The organism is Streptomyces sp. NBC_00996 (assembly GCF_045162675.1).
GTDB lineage: Bacteria > Actinomycetota > Actinomycetes > Streptomycetales > Streptomycetaceae > Streptomyces.
In genome coordinates this window covers 1,327,077-1,343,737 of record NZ_CP108723.1, presented here as the reverse complement: position 1 = coordinate 1,343,737, position 16,661 = coordinate 1,327,077, and the positions used below count along the sequence as shown (strand labels likewise).

Genomic DNA, 16,661 nt, shown 5'->3' with positions numbered 1-16,661 from the left:
GCGTTGCCAAGGTCACAGTTCAAAGCGCTTGCTTAGTGGGCGTCCAGTGGGTGTACTGACGAGTAATATTTCGGTCGGAGCGCGGGTCGCCCCGACCGGGATCGGCCGCTTCAGGCGCCTATGCTGCCTGAAAGAAGGCAGCCCAGAAATGACGATGCAGTAGGAGAGCCGGCGTGAGCTTGAGGATCGTTGTCACTGTGAAGTACGTGCCCGACGCCACTGGCGACCGGCACTTCGCCGATGACCTGACCGTCGACCGTGACGACGTGGACGGTCTGCTCTCGGAGCTCGACGAGTACGCGGTGGAGCAGGCGCTGCAGATCGCCGAGGACGCCGACGACGCCGAGATCACCGTGCTGACCGTCGGCCCCGAGGACGCCAAGGACGCGCTGCGCAAGGCGCTTTCGATGGGTGCGGACAAGGCCATCCACGTCGAGGACGACGACCTGCACGGCACGGACGTCATCGGTACGTCGCTGGTGCTGGCGAAGGCGATCGAGAAGGCCGGTTACGACCTGGTCATCTCCGGCATGGCCTCGACCGACGGCACCGCCGGTGTGGTCCCCGCGCTGCTGGCCGAGCGCCTGGGTGTCCCGCAGGTCACGCTGCTCTCCGAGGTCTCCGTCGAGGACGGCGTCGTCAAGGGCCGCCGTGACGGCGACTCCGCCTCGGAGCAGCTGGAGGCTTCCCTCCCGGCCGTCGTGTCGGTCACCGACCAGTCGGGTGAGGCGCGTTACCCCTCCTTCAAGGGCATCATGGCCGCCAAGAAGAAGCCGGTGGAGTCCTGGGACCTGGAGGACCTGGAGATCGAGGCGGGCGAGGTCGGTCTCGAGGGCGCCTGGACCAAGGTGGACTCCGCGGCCCAGCGCCCGGCGCGCACCGCCGGCACGATCGTCAAGGACGAGGGCGAGGGCGGCAAGCAGCTCGCTGGGTTCCTCGCGGGCCAGAAGTTCATCTAAGCGGTGTCGGGGGAGTGCAGGCACGCCCCCGACACCGCCAGGCCCACCCCGCTTACCGCCCCTCAGACCTCGAAAGCACGCAGGAGAGCATTCCCATGGCTGAAGTTCTCGTCTACGTCGACCACGTGGACGGTGCCGTCCGCAAGCCCACCCTGGAGCTGCTGACGCTGGCCCGTCGCATCGGCGAGCCCGTCGCCGTCGCCCTCGGCTCCGGTGCCGAGAACACCGCCGCCGCGCTCGCCGAGCACGGCGCGGTGAAGGTGCTCACGCACGACGCCGCCGAGTACGCCGACTACCTGGTCGTCCCGAAGGTGGACGCCCTGCAGGCCGCGTACGAGGCCGTCTCCCCGGCCGCCGTGCTGGTCCCGTCCTCCGCCGAGGGCAAGGAGATCGCGGCCCGCCTCGCGGTCCGTATCGGCTCCGGCATCATCACCGACGCCGTCGACCTGGAGGCCGGTGACGAGGGTCCGGTGGCCACGCAGTCCGCGTTCGCCGCCTCCTTCACCACCAAGTCCCGTGTCGCCAAGGGCACCCCGGTCATCACGGTCAAGCCGAACTCGGCTCCCGTGGAGGCCGCCCCGGCCGCCGGCGCCGTCGAGGCCCTCGCGGTCTCCTTCTCCGAGAAGGCCACCGGCACCAAGGTGACCGCGCGCACCCCGCGCGAGTCGACCGGTCGCCCCGAGCTGACCGAGGCCGCGATCGTGGTCTCCGGCGGCCGTGGTGTCAACGGCGCCGAGAACTTCTCGATCATCGAGGCGCTGGCCGACTCCCTCGGTGCCGCCGTGGGCGCCTCGCGCGCCGCGGTCGACGCCGGCTGGTACCCGCACTCCAACCAGGTCGGCCAGACCGGTAAGTCCGTCTCGCCGCAGCTGTACATCGCCTCCGGCATCTCCGGGGCGATCCAGCACCGCGCCGGTATGCAGACCTCGAAGACGATCGTGGCGATCAACAAGGACGCCGAGGCCCCGATCTTCGACCTGGTCGACTACGGCGTGGTCGGCGACCTCTTCGAGGTCGTCCCGCAGCTGACCGATGAGATCAAGTCCCGCAAGGGCTGAGCATCCCGGAGGTACGAGGCCCCTGTGACCGTCGCGGTCACGGGGGCCTCGGCTCATCCCAGGGCCAGCGAGGCCTGCACGGGCAGATGGTCGCTCGGGAACTGGCCGTTCAGGGAGTACGTGTTGATCGCCGCCCGGTGTGCGGTCACGCCCGGCGTGGCGAGGATCCGGTCGCCGTCCGGCACCAGCGGTTTGTAGCCGTGGAAGGTGGCGTAGAGCGGGCCGCGCTCGGCCGCCGTGTCCCAGGTGTCGACGAGCCCGGCGCCCAGCATGGTGTCGTAGACCGCATTCCTGTGGGCCGCCACATTGAAGTCGCCGGTCATGAGCAGCGGCAGGGAACGGTCGAGCCCGGCGATCCGCGCGCCGATCAGAGCGGAGCCCCGCGCACGTGCGTTCTGACTCGCGCTGTCCAGGTGGGTGTTGAGGAAGTAGAACTCCCGCTCCCCGTCGCGCAGATCACGGAAGCGGACCCAGGTGACCATACGGATGCAGACGCCGCCCCAGGTGTTCGAACCGATCACCTCGGGGGTGTCGGAGAGCCAGAAGTGGTCGTACTCCACGGGTGCGAGGCGGCGGGTGTCGTAAGGGACGGCCGCGGACTCGTCGCGGCTGCCGCCCCCGCGGCCGGTGCCGATCCAGTCGTAGTGCGGTCCGAGATCGGACCGGACGTCGCGGACCTGCTGGTAGAACCCTCCTGGGTGCCTAAGACATGCGGACGCTCCCGGCGCAGCAGCTCGCGCATGACGGGGCGGCGCACCTTCCGGCTGCCGGGTTCCGCGCTGCTCGCGAAGCGGAGGTTGAAGGTCATGACGTCCAGGCGGCGGCCGCCGCGCCGGGTGGCGGAGGCCTGCGCCGTACTGAGCAGAGGCATGGCAATCGCGGCGGCCGCCGCGGTCCTGAGCCCCATGCGGCGGGTCACTCTGGTGGAGTTCGACACGCGTGCTCCTTCGGTCGCGAGTCAGGATGAAGGGTGTGCACCGCAGTGTGGAAGAAGGAGCAGAGACAAGCGTGAACGGTCGGGGCATCGGAGTGTCCCGCGATCCAAGAGGGTGTTGACCGGCAGGAAGATCCCCAGATAACTTCATTCTACGGATTGTTGATTCCGTAGTGCGGAAAAGTGGAGGGTGTGGGATGGGTCAGGGTCAGCAGGAGAAGGTGGCGACGAGTCTCGCGGGAGCCGTCAGCGAGGAGATCAGCGCCTCCCTCGCCCCGGTCGACGCCGAACTGGAGCGCCGCTACCCAGGAGACCCCGGTACCCGGCAGCCCGTCCACACCGTGTACGTCCCCGGTGACCTGTTCGCCGCCGACACCATTCGCTCCTGGGGCGACCAGGCCCTGGCCGCCCTCGACGAGCACGCCCCGGACGCCGCTTCCTTCGCCGCCGTCCTCGGCCTCACCGACGAGCTCGCCGAGCCCGTCTACGACCGCGTGCGGGCCAAGCTGGAGCGCGAACCCATCGAGGATCTGCGCGTCGACTTCGAGGACGGCTACGGACCGCGTCCGGACGCCGAGGAGGACGAGACGGCGGCGCGCGCGGCCCGGTTGATCGCCGAGGCGTACCAGAACGGCACGGTGGCCCCGTACATGGGCATCCGCATGAAATGCATGGAGGCGCCGGTACGCGACCGGGGCATCCGCACGCTCGACATCTTCCTCACCGGCCTGATGGAGGCCGGCGGCCTGCCCGACGGGCTCGTGCTGACACTGCCGAAGGTGACGTACGCGGAGCAGGTCACCGCGATGGTCCGGCTCCTTGAGGAGTTCGAGAAGGCGCGGGGCCTGGAGCCCGGCCGGATCGGCTTCGAGATCCAGATCGAGACCAGCCAGTCCATCCTCGCCACCGACGGCACCGCGACCGTCGCCCGGATGATCCAGGCCGCCGAGGGTCGGGCAACCGGTCTGCACTACGGCACCTTCGACTACAGCGCCTGCCTCGGCGTCTCCGCCGCCTACCAGGCCAGCGACCACCCCGCCGCCGACCACGCCAAGGCGATCATGCAGGTCGCGGCCGCCGGCACCGGCGTACGTGTCTCCGACGGCTCCACGAACGTCCTGCCGGTCGGCCCGACCGAGAAGGTGCACGACGCCTGGCGGCTGCACTACGGCCTCACCCGCCGTGCCCTGGCCCGCGCCTACTACCAGGGCTGGGACATGCACCCCGGCCACATCCCCACCCGCTACGCCGCCGTCTTCGCCTTCTACCGCGAGGGCTTCGAACAGGCCGCCGCCCGCCTCGCCCGCTACGCCGCCCACGCCGGCGGCGACGTCATGGACGAGCCCGCCACCGCCAAAGCCCTCAGCGGCTACCTCCTGCGCGGCCTGGACTGCGGCGCCCTGGACATCGCGGAGGTCGCGAGGGTCACGGGTCTGACGCGGGCGGACCTGGAGGGCTTCGCGGCACCGAGGCGCGGGGACCTGACAATCTCCGGGAAGTAGAGCGCGCCCTTGGGGGCGCGGGGAACTGCGCGACCAAGCCTCTGTAGCCCGCACTTCGAGAGTGACCCACCTGGACCTGTCTTTCGGATCCCGCCTGGGCCGCGGGGCTCGGCACGCACATCTGCCGCGTTGTCGTCACTCGCCGATTCCCCCACGCTCGGCTTGGCTCGCGCGGTGGACCCCCATTGCGTCGGCTTGGCTCGCGCGGTGGACCCCCATTGCGTCGGCTTGGCTCGCGCGGTGGACCCCATTGCGTCGGCTTGGCTCGCGCGGTGGACCCCATTGCGTCGGCTTGGCTCGCGCGGGGGACCCCATCGCGTCGGCTCCCTGCTCCGCCTTGCAGCTGCACGCGCCAAGCCCCGCTCACCGGCAGTGGTGAGGCGCCGCCACCCGAAGCCGGCGTGATCCGAAAGCCGGGCCTTAGACGTATCTCTCCAGGCCGGAGGTCATGGTGAGCCGCTCCTCGGCGAACATCCGGGTTCCGAGCGAGCAGCGCGCCCTGTCGAAGCGCGCCCGGGCGCAGAACTCCTCGGGCGTGTCCCCGAACAGCTCCCGCAGCCGCGGGGACGCCGCGAGGAGCGAGACGAGCAGCGCCCGCTCGCCGGGGTGCGCCCGGGGCACCCCGGCACCGTCCTGAAGCACCCCACGCCGGTTGACGTAGACGTAAGCACCGGGCAGCAGCTCACCGGACTCCAGCTCGATCCGGACGTCGGACGACGGAAGCCAGGCCCGTTCGTACGCCCCGGTCGCCGAGAAAACCCCCTCGCTCCTGTCGACTACGGCGAGCTGGTCCGAGTCGAGCCAGGTGACGAACAACTCGCTGACCACACCCGGTGCATGGAACGGCGACGCGGACACGTACCCCATGAGGCTCACGTGGGCGGACACGCCGACGCCGATGCCGGCCACCCGGGCCTTCACCATCGGGATCGTGCCGGACACCTCGGACTCCGCCATCTTGTGCCGGAGTTGGCCGGGGCAGGCGTTGGAGCCGACGGCCACGACCGGAACGCGGTCCTCGTACACCAGGCGGGTCAGGGGCAACAGCCGGTCCCCGTCGAGGAGTCCGGACTCCTCGGGCCACGCGCCCGGATAGCTGAGCGGATGGTCGCGCGGCGCCTCGGCGAGGCCGAGGGCGTCGAGCGAACGGGTTTCCGGGGCGCCCATGGCTCAGTGCGCGGGCGGCAGTTCCCCCGAGCCGCGTGTGATCAGGCGCGTCGGGAGTTCGATGCGCTCCGGGGTGACGAGGTTGCCGTCGAGCTGGCGGAAGAGCCGCTCGGCGGCCGTGCGGCCGAGGGCGGCGGCGTCCTGGGCGACGACGGTCACGCCGGGCTGGAGCAGGTCGGCGAGCTCGATGTCGTCGAAGCCGACCAGGGCAACGGGGCGGCCGCGCTCGGCGATGACACGGACGACCGTGACGGTGACGCGGTTGTTGCCCGCGAAGACGGCGGTGACGGGAGAGGGGCCGGACAACATGTCCTCGGCCGCCTTTCGCACCCGCTGGGGGTCGGTGACGCCGAGGGACATCCAGGCGTCCTCCACCTGTATGCCCGCGTCCTCCATGGCTGCGCGGTAGCCGCGCAGCCGCTCGGCGGCGGTGTGGATGCGGGGCATGTCGCCGATGAAGCCGATCCGGCGGTGGCCGTGGGCGATGAGGTGAGCGACACCGTCCCGGGCGCCGCCGAAGCTGTCCGAGAGCACGACGTCGGCGTCGATCTTGCCGGCCGGCCGGTCCACGAAGACCGTGGCGACGCCCGCCTTTATCTCGGGTTCGAGATAGCGGTGGTCGTCACCGGCCGGAATGACGACGAGCCCGTCCACGCGGCGCGCGCACAGGGCGAGGACGAGTTCCTGCTCGCGGTCCGGGTCCTCGGCGCTGGAGCCGTTGATCAGCAGGGCTCCGTGGGCACGGGCCACCTCCTCGACCGCGCGGCTCAGCGGTCCGTAGAACGGGTCCGCGAGGTCCTCCAGGACGAGGCCGATGCTGGCGGTGCGGCCCTTGCGCAGGACTCGCGCGCTGTCGTTGCGCCGAAAGCCCAGCGCGTCGATGGCCTCCTGGACGCGGCGTTCGGTGTCCGGGGTGACCCCCGGCTCGCCGTTGACTACGCGCGAGACCGTCTTCAGGCCGACTCCCGCACGCGCCGCGACGTCCTTCATGGTCGGACGGTTTCCGTAGCGGTTCTCGGATCGGCGGGCGGTCTCGGCCACGATGTACTGTCCTGTCCTGTCGTCCACGGGGATGCGTCGGTCCATGGGGTTGTATGAGGATGTGGCGTCGAGCATAGAGCCTGGACAACGTTGTCAGATGCGGGAGAGACTGTCCACCGCAATCTCCGGCCTCCGCCCCCACTGCGAGACCGGCCTGCCCTTTTCTCAAGGTTCACCGGGAGACCTGACTCTGATGCACACCGACCTCGTGGCCGCGCTCGACATCGGCGGCACCAAGATCGCCGGAGCGCTGGTGGACGGCCACGGCCGGATCCTCCTGCGCGCGCAGCGCGCGACGCCCGCGCAGGAGGACGGCGACACCGTGATGCGGGCCGTCGAGGACGTGATCGGCGAGCTGACGGTCTCCCCGCTGTGGAGCAGGGCGCGGGCCGTCGGCATCGGCAGCGCGGGCCCGGTGGACGCCTCCGCCGGCACAGTGAGCCCCGTGAATGTCCCGGGCTGGCGGGACTACCCGCTCGTCGAGCGGGTCCGCAAGGCCGCGACGGGGCTGCCCGTCGAGCTGATCGGCGACGGCGTGGCCATCACGGCGGCCGAGCACTGGCAGGGCGCCGCCCGCGGCCACGACAACGCGCTGTGCATGGTGGTGTCCACGGGCGTGGGCGGCGGGCTCGTCCTGAACGGGCGGCTGCACCCCGGTCCCACCGGCAACGCCGGCCACATCGGGCACATCAGCGTCGACCTCGACGGCGACGCCTGCCCGTGCGGCTCCCGCGGCTGCGTCGAGCGCATCGCGAGCGGTCCGAACATCGCCCGCCGCGCCCTGGAGGGCGGCTGGCGGCCCGGCCCCGACGGCGACACCTCGGCTGCCGCGGTGGCCGAGGCCGCCCGTGCGGGCGACCCGGTCGCGGTGGCCTCCTTCGAACGGGCCGCGCAGGCGCTCGCGGCGGGCATCGCGGCCACGGCAACCCTTGTCGAGATCGACATAGCCGTCATCGGCGGCGGAGTGGGCAAGGCGGGCGATGTCCTGTTCGCGCCGCTGCGCGAGGCCCTGGCCACCTACGCGACGCTGTCCTTCGTACGGCGGCTGACCGTGACGCCCGCGCTGATGGGCACGGACGCCGGGCTGGTCGGCGCGGCCGCGGCCGCGCTCAGCAGGAATCCGAGCGCGACTGCGGCCGGCGTCTGAGCGGTCGAGGGCCCAGCGGGTCGGGGCCCGGCCCGCTGGGCGGACCGGACCAGGTGCAACCCGCAGGGGCCTGACCGACCCGTGGCCGACCGTCCGGGGCTGAAGGGTTCAGCCCCGGACGGCTGAAATCCGGCCCCTCCGGCGTTCGAGGAGCAAGGTCCGGGGCCGCAGCCCCGGATAGAGGACGGGCAGGGGCGGAGGGGCGAACACGCACCCACCCTCACGGCAGTGGACCCGCCTGTCCCCGACCGATCCGATGGCGTCGGCGGATCCTCGCTCCCGACGGCCAGGGGCTGAACCGTCGGAGTCTGGCCGACGAGAGTTCCGCCTCCGCCGCTTCAGCAACTCAGTTTCGCGTCCGCCCAGTCCGCGTGGTCCGAGTCGATCCCGTCGCCGCCGTCGGTGACAACGAGTCGGACCGCCTGGGCACCGGTCACGTCCGCCGTGATCGGCTGGGCCGGCATCGCGTTGGTGAGGACGCCGGTCGAGGCGACCTTGGTCCCGTCGGCCCAGATCTCGAAGGCTACGGTGCCCTTGGCGGCCTTCTCGTCGTCGACGCCGACGTCCGCGGTGACCGTCGTGCACGCCTTGCCCGTGTAGTACTCGACGGCGCTCTCCGCGTGCACGCCGAGCCCCTTGGCGTATACGGTCCCGCCCAGAGTGATCGGATGACCGTCGCCCGCGGCGCTCTCACCATTGCTGGTGTTGCGCTCGACCGGTCCCCAGCCGTTGGTCGTCGACAGCCACGGAAGGTCACCGAGGTAGGAGACCCCGGAGGGTGGGGCCACGACCACGGATGCCTTCAGCGGCAGCACGCGCTCGGCGCGTACGCCGTTCGGTGAGCGGTAACTGGCCTTCAGCGTCAGGTCGTACGACCCCGTGGCCGCGCCGGCGGGCGCGGTGACCTGCCACTGCGTACGCAGTGCGCGGCCCGTCGGCACCGTGCCCGCGCTCGTCGGCGAGGTCGCCGCGACCGTCCAGCCCTCGGGGCCGCTCAACGTCACGGAGACGCGCTTCGCGGGCGTCCGGCCGAGGTCGGTGACCGTCGACGTCAGCGAGGCCGGCCTGCCCGCCTCGACCAACGGGCTTCCGTCCAGCCCGAGTTCGACGGCGGGCGGGTTCTTGGCCCACCGGGGGTCGACCGAGACGCGTACCAGTACGGTCCCGTGGGCGGGAACGGTCGCCGAGATGGTGCCCGCGGTGTTGTAGCTCTTGCGCTGCCACAGATCGCGCAACGTGTAGGCGTCGGCCTCGGGCAGGCCCACGGCCTGCGCTGTCGTGGCGATCCGCTGTGCGCTGCCGGTCTCGTTGAACAGTGCCACCGCCCGGCTGCCGTCCTTCATCTCCTTGGCGACGACCCAGCGTCCGCCCTCGGAGGAGAGCACTGTGCCCTGCTTGCCCAGCGGGTCCTGGTCGACCGCGATGACCTCCTTGTTGTCGAGGATGTCGAAGGTCGCGGCGGACGCCTTGCGCAGATCGGAGCCGATCAGCAGCGGCGCCGCCATGATCGACCACATGGAGAAGTGCGAGCGGTACTCGGTGTCGGTCATGCCGCCGTTGCCGACCTCCAGCATGTCCGGGTCGTTCCAGTGCCCGGGGCCGGCGTACGGGGCGAGGGGCAGGTTCTGCTTGAGGATCGACAGCATCGAGCCCCAACTGTCGCTGATGTCCCCGGTCGTACGCCACAGATGTCCGACGTCGGACGCCCATTCCCAGGGTTTGTTCTGGCCCCACTCGCAGATGCTGTAGACGATCGGGCGCCCGGTCGCCTTCAGGGCGTCACGCATGGTCGTGTACCGCAACTTGGCATCCACGCCCTGGTTGTTGCAGTTGTCGTACTTGACGTAGTCGACACCCCAGTCGGCGAACTGCTGGGCGTCGCTGTACTCGTGGCCGAGAGCGCCGGGGAATCCCGCGCTGTTGCACGTCTTCGTGCCCGCGCTGGTGTAGATGCCGAGCTTGAGCCCCTTGGCGTGCACGTAGTCGGCGACCGCCTTGATTCCGCCCGGGAATCGCACCGGGTCGGGGACCAGCTTGCCGTTCGCGTCCCGGGTCGGCAGGGCCCAGCAGTCGTCGAGATTGACGTACTGGTACCCGGCGTCCTTGAGGCCCTTGTCGACGAAGATGTCCGCGATGCCCTTGACCATGTCCTCGTTGAACTCGGCGCGGCAGTGTGTGGAGTTCCAGTTGTTGAAGCCCATCGGCGGGGTGAGGGCGAGACCGTCCGCCAACGTGGGGGAGGCGGGTTCCTGGGCGGGGGCGGCGAAGGCGGGCGTCATGAGCCCGGTCGTACACAACAGTCCTGTGGCCAGCGCTCCGACCACTCTTCGGCGGGTTGTGCGGGTGGGAAGGTGACGCATCGTTACGTTCCTCCGAACTCGCGAAAGGTTGGATGTCTACATGTCTGTGACAATGGTGCGCGTTTACGGTAGGACCTGTCCGACTCTGTTGGAAGAGAAGTGGTAACGGTTGTTCGATATCTCGTCAGAACCCTTGACTGCACCTCCACTTGGGAGTGAGATCCAAGCCTCGCGTTCGGTTGTGTTGGGTGGCACCCCGAGGAGGGGACATGGCACAGTCATCGTTGAAGGGGCTCGTCGCGCCCGGAGGCGCGACAGGACATCGGATGTCCCGGCGAAATCTCTTGCGTGGTGCGGCCGTCGGAGCAGGCGCGCTCACACTCCCCGCCCTGCTGTCCGCGTGCGGTGACGGACCCGGTGGAAACAAGAACGAAGTAACGGTGGGATCCAACGCGTCGGACCCGGTCCCGAAGAAGGCGTACGCGGCGGCCTTCGCGGCGTACGAGAAGAAGTCCGGCAAGAAGGTCAAGGTCAACACCAAGGACCACAACGACTTCCAGGAGAACATCAACCGTTATCTCCAGGGCACGCCCGACGACGTCTTCATGTGGTTCGCCGGATATCGCATGCAGTACTTCGCGGAGAAGGGGCTCCTGCACGAGATCAGCGATGTGTGGAGCGGCTTCAGCGGATTCTCCGACGCGCTCAAGGAACAGTCCACGCACGCGGGCAAGCAGTACTTCGTGCCCTATTACTACTACCCGTGGGCCGTCTTCCACCGGAAGAGCCTCTTCCAGAGCAAGGGTTATCAACAGCCGAAGACCTGGGACGAGTTCATCGCGCTCGCCAAGGGGATGTCCAAGGACGGCACTCCGGTCGCCTTCTGCGACAAGGACGGCTGGCCCGCGATGGGTACCTTCGACTACATCAACATGCGTCTGAACGGATACGACTTCCACAAGTCGCTGATGGCGGGCGACGAGTCGTGGACCGACACCAAGGTCAAGAAGGTTTTCGACACCTGGCGCGAACTCATGCCGTACTACCAGAAGGGCGCCCTCGGCCGTACCTGGGAGGAGGCCGGGCAGAGCCTCCAGCAGCGCAAGACCGGCATGGCGGTCTTCGGCATGCCGCACCCCGGCACCCAGTTCCCGGAGAACGAGCGCGACGACATCGACTTCTTCGCCTTCCCCGAGATCGACCCGCAGTACGCGCAGGACGCCGTGGAAGCCCCCATCGACGGGTTCCTCGTCGCCAAGAAGTCGAAGAACCTCGACGGCGCCAAGGCCCTGCTGAAATGGCTCGGCACGCCCAAGGCGGAGGACACCTACCTCGCCCTCGACCCCAACAACGTGGCGGTGAACGACGGCGCCGACACCTCCAAGTACAGCGCCCTGCAGAAGAAATCGGCCCAACTCGTCTCGGGCGCCAAGCAGATCTCACAGTTCATGGACCGCGACACCCGGCCCGACTTCGCCTCGACCGTGATGATCAAGGCGATCCAGGACTTCATCGGAAATCCGAAGGACGTCGACGGTCTCTGCAACAGCATCGAACGACAGAAGAAGACCATCTTCTCGTCGCCCGTCGGCTGAACCTGGGGGAAGACGTTCCGTGGCGCTCAACATCCCACGGCGCGCCGGACGGCGGCGGCTGCGGCGGTTCACCCGCCGCGACGTCGTCGTCCTCGGCGTGCTCCTCGGCATACCGATCCTGCTCGACATCGTCATCATCTGGGGCCCGACGCTGGCCTCCATCGGACTGTCCTTCACCTCCTGGGACGGCGTCGGCGACATCCACTGGGTCGGCGGCGACAACTACAAGAACATGGTCGAGAACTACCCGGTCTTCTGGCCGGCCGTCCGCCACAACATCCTGTGGCTGCTCTTCCTCGGCCTGATCGCGACGCCGTTCGGCCTGTTCCTGGCCGTCCTCATCGACCGGGGCGTCCGCTTCAGCCGCTTCTACCAGTCCACGATCTACATGCCGGTCGTGCTCTCGCTCGCCATCGTCGGCTTCATCGCGCAGTTGATCCTGGGCACCGACCAGGGCGTGGTCAACACGATTCTGAACAACCACGACGACCCCATCGACTGGCTCGGCGACTCGCACCTCAACCTCTGGATGATGATGATCGCGGCGAGCTGGCGGCACACCGGCTACGTCATGATCCTCTACCTGGCCGGACTCAAGTCCGTGGACCCGCAGTTGAAGGAAGCGGCCGCGATCGACGGCGCGAACGAGCGCCAGACGTTCTTCCGCGTGGTCTTCCCGACGCTCCGCCCCGTCAACGTCATCGTCGGCGTGATCACCGTCATCGAGGCGCTGCGCGCGTTCGACATCGTCTACGCGGTCAACAAGGGCCGAAACGGCCTGGAACTTCTCTCGGTCCTCATCACGGACAACATCATCGGCGAGGCCAGCCGCATCGGATTCGGCTCGGCGATCGCGGTCGTCCTGCTCACCGTCTCCCTGGGGTTCATCGTGACGTTCCTGGTCCAAGAGCTGCGAGGTGCGCGCGACCGATGACAGCCGACATCCGCGCCGGCGCGCCCACCCACCGTCCGGCCCCCGCGGCCGCGGAGCAGCCCACGCCCCGCCGCAGGCCGCGCCCCGGTCGCTTCGGGGTGCACGTCTTCCTGATGGGCGTCTCGCTGGCCTTTCTCGCGCCCCTGCTGCTCGCCGTCTACGCCTCACTGCGCCCGTACGAGGAGACGGCGCAGCACGGCTACTTCTCCTTCCCCAGGCACCTGTCCTTCGAGTACTACCGCCGGGCCTACACCGAGTCGGGCATGGGGAAGTACTTCACCAACACGCTGCTCATCGCCGTGCCCGGCGTTCTGATCACCCTGTTCCTCGCCTCGTTCGTCGCCTTCGCGGTCTCCCGCCTGAAACTGCGCGGCGGCCTGGTGCTGCTGATGTTCTTCACAGCGGGCAACCTGCTGCCCCAGCAGGTGATCGTGACCCCCCTGTACGTCCTCTTCAACAAGGTCCCGCTGCCCTGGTGGATGTCCGACTCACTCACGATGTACGACTCCTACTGGGCCGTCATCATCGTCAACATCGGCTTCCAACTGGGCTTCTGCGTCTTCGTGCTGGCCAACTTCATGCGGACGCTGCCGCAGGAGATCCTGGAGGCCGCCATCGTCGACGGCGCGGGCGTCTGGACCCAGTTCTGGCGCATCACGCTGCCCCTGTGCCGCCCCGCCCTCGCAGCCCTCGGCACCCTCGAATTCACCTGGATCTACAACGACTTCCTCTGGGCCCTGATCTTCATCTCCAACCCCGACAAGCTCCCCGTCACGTCATCCCTGAACAACCTCCGGGGCCAATTCTTCACGGACTACAACTTGTTGGCGGCGGGCTCGGTCCTCGTCGCCCTCCCGACGATCCTGGTGTTCCTGGTGCTGCAACGGCACTTCATCGCGGGTCTGACGCTGGGGTCGACCAAGGGATAGCGGATGACCTGCGGATTCCTGGTCTGTCACGTCTTGGCCGACGACCCGTTCAGAGGGCGCGCTGAGGCTGCTCGACGACGGCCGGTGACGGGAACTTGAGAGCCTTCACCGCCGCTTCCCCCAGACACGAGTCCTGCCCCCAGGGAGAAGCCAAGGCTCCGGCAGCCTGCCGCCCCGCTGCCACGACTGCGGGCGCTACGCGCCTCTACGGGTCCAGCGACGCGTCGACCCTGGGCGGGCCGCCACGAACCTGGTGCCTCGAGTGCGGCGGGGTCGAACGACAGGAGACGACGTGATCGCCCGCTGGTGGGGCGGCGAGAAAGGGGGAGTGATCAGCCCGACCCGGGCCGCGCCGCCTCACGGTTGTCATCAGGCTCCTCACCCACCGGGCGCAGCACCTGCTCGACCGCCTGCCGCCGCGGGGACTTACCGCCCTTCACCGCGACGGCGGCACGAGCCAGCTCGGCAGTCAACTGGTCGAACGCCGGCGCCCCTGACAGATCCCGCAACCTGCGACTTCTGCTCATACACCGCCAACGAGCCCGGGCGCCGACCGTAACCGCAACACCGCCGAACGGAGCAACGGCAAAACCTGCGAACCGTCCTCGCGCCGTACTCGAAGCCCGTCCGGCCGCAGGGCGCTCGGACACGGTCAAGGCGCCCACGGGCAGCATCCACGCCTCCGTGTCCCGCTCACCCATACCGGCTAGCTCTCCGGCACTCCAGGTTCCTGCAACTCTGCCCACGTTCGGGCCGCGATCTGGTCGGCCTCATCCTGCGGCAGGCCGGCCCGCACCAGGATCACACCGTGGCTACCGTCCGGGAACTTCACCCGCCGCGCCTCCGTGCCCAAGCGTCCCGGCGTCGGCTCCTCCGGCATTGCGGCCTCCTCTGGTCGGGAAAACCACGCTAAAACGCCCCCGCCGCATTCGACGGAAATGTTCGGCCGGACGGACTACGCGCCGGAACCCGTCAGGGCGGCAGAACCTCCTCGAGGTAGGCGTGCACCGGATCGAACAGGCCGCCAGGCATCAACCGACGAAGGTCCGTGCGCGTAGCCCAGATGACCCCCGCCACCTCCCGCGGCGACGCCACATGAGCAGTGCCGGCGACGAGCCGGCACGCCCAGTACGCCATCGACCGGCGCGTACCCGGATGCACCCGCTCACCCAGCAGCCGCACCGCCTCCACGGTGACGCCCGCCTCCTCCAGCACCTCACGCGCGGCAGCAGCGGCCGGGGGCTCGCCCGGGGCCGCCTTGCCCGCGGGGAGCTGCCAGAGCAGGGTGCCCTCGGCGACCCGGCGACGGATGAGGAGCACGCGGCCGTCGTGGGGGATGACCGCGGCGGCGATGCGTGGGTGGTCGTCAGGCATACGGCCAGGCTGGCGAGCAGGGCACCCGCAGCGGGCCCATGTCGAGGGGGCGGACTCCGGTCATGGACGCAGGACTCGCAGGGCTCTCAGGCGGCGTCATCGGAGCGGCCGTAGGGGCGGTGGTGCGATCGGCTCGGCCGTCTCCTGTCGGCCTGGGCCCCACTGCCGGCGTGCACGTCATCACCGCCCAGCACCGGCGCCGACGCGTAGGGGGTGAGATGAAGTCGCGTGACCTACCCGTGACTCGTCGGTGGCTCCGTAGTTGAACCGGGCATGAAGAAGCGCAGCATGCTCGCCATCGCCTCCCTCGCCACCGGGTTCGTCGTCGCGGCGATCACCCCGTCCCACGCCGCCGACAGCGACGCCCTCGGCGATCTGAACGTCAAGGACACGCTGAGCACCGTCGATCACACGATCAGCAGCGACAGTCTGGCCGTGGACGACAAGGCACTGGGACAGAACGGCTGACGGGTTCGGACCACGGCGCCGGTGCCCGGGGACGGGGCACCGGCGCCGCGCTGTCGGCGCCCTCATCAGGGCCTGGTTTCCGTGGCAGGGTGGAGCGGGCAAGCCACAGGGGGCCAACAGAAGAGGGGGAACCGTGATCGTCTGGATCAACGGTGCGTTCGGTGCGGGGAAGACCACCACCGCACGGGAACTGATCGAGCTGATCCCGAACAGCACGCTCTTCGACCCCGAGGCCATCGGCGGCACGCTCGCGCACCTGCTGCCGGCCAAGCGCCTCGCCGAGGTCGGTGACTTCCAGGACCTGCCGATCTGGCGACGCCTCGTGGTCGACACCGCGGCCGCCATGCTCGCCGAACTCGGTGGCGTGCTCGTGGTCCCGATGACCCTGCTCCGCCAGGAGTACCGTGACGAGATCTTCGGCGGCCTCGCCGCGCGCCGTATCCCCGTACGGCATGTGCTCCTTGCCCCGGCGGAAACGATCCTGCGCGAGCGAATAGCCGGGCGCGAGGTGCCCCCGGACCTGCCCGACGGTGAGATGCGCGTGCGCCAGTGGTCCTACGACCACATCGAGCCGTATCGCACCGCGCTCGCCTCCTGGCTCACCGCCGACGCCCACCCCGTGGACACCAGCGCGCTCACCCCGTACGACACCGCCCTGCGCATCGCTGATGCCGTGCGCACCGGGGACGTACCCGTGTGCGACATCGTGCAGACTCCCGAACCCACCGCGGAGACCGTCGCCGCGGGTGTGCTCCTCTTCGACGAGGAGGACCGGGTGCTGCTCGTCGATCCGACCTACAAGGCCGGCTGGGAATTCCCCGGAGGTGTCGTGGAACCCGGTGAGGCCCCTGCGCGCGCGGGTATGCGCGAGGTCACCGAGGAGACCGGCATCACCCTCGACGAGGTGCCCCGCCTGCTCGTTGTCGACTGGGAGTCACCGGCGCCCCCGGGCTTCGGCGGCCTGCGTCTGCTGTTCGACGGCGGCCGACTCGACACGGCAGCGGCGAGCCGTCTGCTGCTGCCCGGACCCGAACTGCGCGACTGGCGCTTCGCCACCGAGCAGGAGGCGGCCGACCTGCTGCCGCCCGTGCGCTACGAACGGCTGCGCTGGGCCCTGCGGGCGCGCGAGCGCGGAGCGGCGCTCTATCTGGAAGCCGGGGTGCCGGTCGGCTGACGTCGCGACTTTGCGCGGCGTGGGGACTTCCGAGGGGGAAGCGAGAGGGATCCGAGAGGCAAGCGAGGGGGAATCGAAG

General features: G+C 69.5%; 15 protein-coding genes and 1 pseudogene. 9 read left to right on the top strand and 7 right to left on the bottom strand.

The genetic code is table 11. The features are described from left to right. The first annotated feature begins 173 nt into the window (after window positions 1-173). Together OG390_RS06615 and OG390_RS06610 are read left to right on the top strand one after the other, a co-directional pair. A complete protein-coding gene (locus OG390_RS06615; RefSeq protein WP_406165783.1) occupies window positions 174-959 on the top strand; it encodes an electron transfer flavoprotein subunit beta/FixA family protein in 786 nt (261 codons plus the stop codon). A gap of 95 nt (window positions 960-1,054) precedes the next feature. Next, entirely contained in the window at window positions 1,055-2,017 is a 963-nt protein-coding gene (locus tag OG390_RS06610; protein ID WP_406165781.1) for an electron transfer flavoprotein subunit alpha/FixB family protein, read from the top strand. A 53-nt stretch (window positions 2,018-2,070) separates the two neighbouring features. Here OG390_RS06610 and OG390_RS06605 read toward each other — a convergent pair. Beyond that, window positions 2,071-2,924: pseudogene (locus OG390_RS06605) on the bottom strand (endonuclease/exonuclease/phosphatase family protein). Window positions 2,925-3,148: 224 nt separating this feature from the next. Here OG390_RS06605 and OG390_RS06600 point away from each other — a divergent pair. Then, window positions 3,149-4,453, top strand: a complete 1,305-nt coding sequence (locus tag OG390_RS06600) for a DUF6986 family protein (RefSeq protein ID WP_406165779.1) — start codon at window positions 3,149-3,151, stop codon at window positions 4,451-4,453. 420 nt (window positions 4,454-4,873) lie between these two features. Here OG390_RS06600 and OG390_RS06595 read toward each other — a convergent pair whose 3' ends face one another. After that, window positions 4,874-5,620 carry a hypothetical protein gene (locus OG390_RS06595; protein ID WP_406165777.1) on the bottom strand — a complete coding sequence of 249 codons (747 nt, stop codon included), beginning with the start codon at window positions 5,618-5,620 and terminating at the stop codon, window positions 4,874-4,876. Between the two features lie 3 nt (window positions 5,621-5,623). Beyond that, window positions 5,624-6,706, bottom strand: coding sequence for a LacI family DNA-binding transcriptional regulator (locus OG390_RS06590; protein WP_406165775.1), 1,083 nt, complete (start codon window positions 6,704-6,706; stop codon window positions 5,624-5,626). 148 nt (window positions 6,707-6,854) lie between these two features. Between OG390_RS06590 and OG390_RS06585 the strand changes: the two genes are divergently transcribed. Continuing rightward, entirely contained in the window at window positions 6,855-7,808 is a 954-nt protein-coding gene (locus tag OG390_RS06585; RefSeq protein ID WP_406165773.1) for an ROK family protein, read from the top strand. A 338-nt stretch (window positions 7,809-8,146) separates the two neighbouring features. On the opposite strand, the gene OG390_RS06580 is transcribed toward OG390_RS06585, so the two are convergent. Beyond that, window positions 8,147-10,168: an NPCBM/NEW2 domain-containing protein gene (locus tag OG390_RS06580; RefSeq protein ID WP_406165771.1), complete on the bottom strand. Its 2,022-nt coding sequence runs from the start codon at window positions 10,166-10,168 to the stop codon at window positions 8,147-8,149. Between the two features lie 266 nt (window positions 10,169-10,434). Here OG390_RS06580 and OG390_RS06575 point away from each other — a divergent pair, with 266 nt between their 5' ends. From OG390_RS06575 to OG390_RS06565, 3 genes are read left to right on the top strand one after another with little or no spacing between them, the layout of a single operon-like run. Then, window positions 10,435-11,703 (top strand): ABC transporter substrate-binding protein, encoded by a 1,269-nt coding sequence (locus tag OG390_RS06575; protein WP_406177533.1) that lies wholly within the window; start codon window positions 10,435-10,437, stop codon window positions 11,701-11,703. 19 nt (window positions 11,704-11,722) lie between these two features. Next, a complete protein-coding gene (locus OG390_RS06570) occupies window positions 11,723-12,637 on the top strand; it encodes a carbohydrate ABC transporter permease (RefSeq protein WP_399088322.1) in 915 nt (304 codons plus the stop codon). Beyond that, window positions 12,634-13,566 (top strand): carbohydrate ABC transporter permease, encoded by a 933-nt coding sequence (locus OG390_RS06565; protein WP_406165769.1) that lies wholly within the window; start codon window positions 12,634-12,636, stop codon window positions 13,564-13,566. Before OG390_RS06570 ends, OG390_RS06565 begins: the two co-directional genes overlap by 4 nt. Before the next feature lie 332 nt (window positions 13,567-13,898). Here the strand turns inward: OG390_RS06565 and OG390_RS06560 are convergent, their stop codons facing one another. The 3 genes from OG390_RS06560 to OG390_RS06550 form a co-directional block, all read right to left on the bottom strand. Then, a complete protein-coding gene (locus OG390_RS06560) occupies window positions 13,899-14,075 on the bottom strand; it encodes a hypothetical protein (protein ID WP_406165767.1) in 177 nt (58 codons plus the stop codon). Between the two features lie 197 nt (window positions 14,076-14,272). After that, window positions 14,273-14,446 (bottom strand): hypothetical protein, encoded by a 174-nt coding sequence (locus OG390_RS06555; RefSeq protein WP_406165765.1) that lies wholly within the window; start codon window positions 14,444-14,446, stop codon window positions 14,273-14,275. A 92-nt stretch (window positions 14,447-14,538) separates the two neighbouring features. Beyond that, a complete protein-coding gene (locus tag OG390_RS06550) occupies window positions 14,539-14,940 on the bottom strand; it encodes an NUDIX hydrolase (protein WP_406165763.1) in 402 nt (133 codons plus the stop codon). A 273-nt stretch (window positions 14,941-15,213) separates the two neighbouring features. Here OG390_RS06550 and OG390_RS06545 point away from each other — a divergent pair, with 273 nt between their 5' ends. Together OG390_RS06545 and OG390_RS06540 are read left to right on the top strand one after the other, a co-directional pair. Further along, complete coding sequence (locus tag OG390_RS06545; protein ID WP_406165761.1) at window positions 15,214-15,408, top strand: hypothetical protein; 195 nt, start codon at window positions 15,214-15,216, stop codon at window positions 15,406-15,408. 133 nt (window positions 15,409-15,541) lie between these two features. Next, window positions 15,542-16,582 carry an NUDIX domain-containing protein gene (locus OG390_RS06540; RefSeq protein ID WP_406165760.1) on the top strand — a complete coding sequence of 347 codons (1,041 nt, stop codon included), beginning with the start codon at window positions 15,542-15,544 and terminating at the stop codon, window positions 16,580-16,582. Window positions 16,583-16,661 lie beyond the last annotated feature (79 nt).

Bases quoted from the DNA above. Each gene is read 5' to 3' on its own strand.
- OG390_RS06610 (WP_406165781.1), top strand. From the start codon at position 1,055: ATGGCTGAAGTTCTCGTCTACGTCGACCACGTGGACGGTGCCGTCCGC.
- OG390_RS06600 (WP_406165779.1), top strand. From the start codon at position 3,149: ATGGGTCAGGGTCAGCAGGAGAAGGTGGCGACGAGTCTCGCGGGAGCC.
- OG390_RS06595 (WP_406165777.1), bottom strand. From the start codon at position 5,620: ATGGGCGCCCCGGAAACCCGTTCGCTCGACGCCCTCGGCCTCGCCGAG.
- OG390_RS06590 (WP_406165775.1), bottom strand. From the start codon at position 6,706: ATGGACCGACGCATCCCCGTGGACGACAGGACAGGACAGTACATCGTG.
- OG390_RS06585 (WP_406165773.1), top strand. From the start codon at position 6,855: ATGCACACCGACCTCGTGGCCGCGCTCGACATCGGCGGCACCAAGATC.
- OG390_RS06580 (WP_406165771.1), bottom strand. From the start codon at position 10,168: ATGCGTCACCTTCCCACCCGCACAACCCGCCGAAGAGTGGTCGGAGCG.
- OG390_RS06575 (WP_406177533.1), top strand. From the start codon at position 10,435: ATGTCCCGGCGAAATCTCTTGCGTGGTGCGGCCGTCGGAGCAGGCGCG.
- OG390_RS06565 (WP_406165769.1), top strand. From the start codon at position 12,634: ATGACAGCCGACATCCGCGCCGGCGCGCCCACCCACCGTCCGGCCCCC.
- OG390_RS06555 (WP_406165765.1), bottom strand. From the start codon at position 14,446: ATGCCGGAGGAGCCGACGCCGGGACGCTTGGGCACGGAGGCGCGGCGG.
- OG390_RS06550 (WP_406165763.1), bottom strand. From the start codon at position 14,940: ATGCCTGACGACCACCCACGCATCGCCGCCGCGGTCATCCCCCACGAC.
- OG390_RS06545 (WP_406165761.1), top strand. From the start codon at position 15,214: ATGAAGAAGCGCAGCATGCTCGCCATCGCCTCCCTCGCCACCGGGTTC.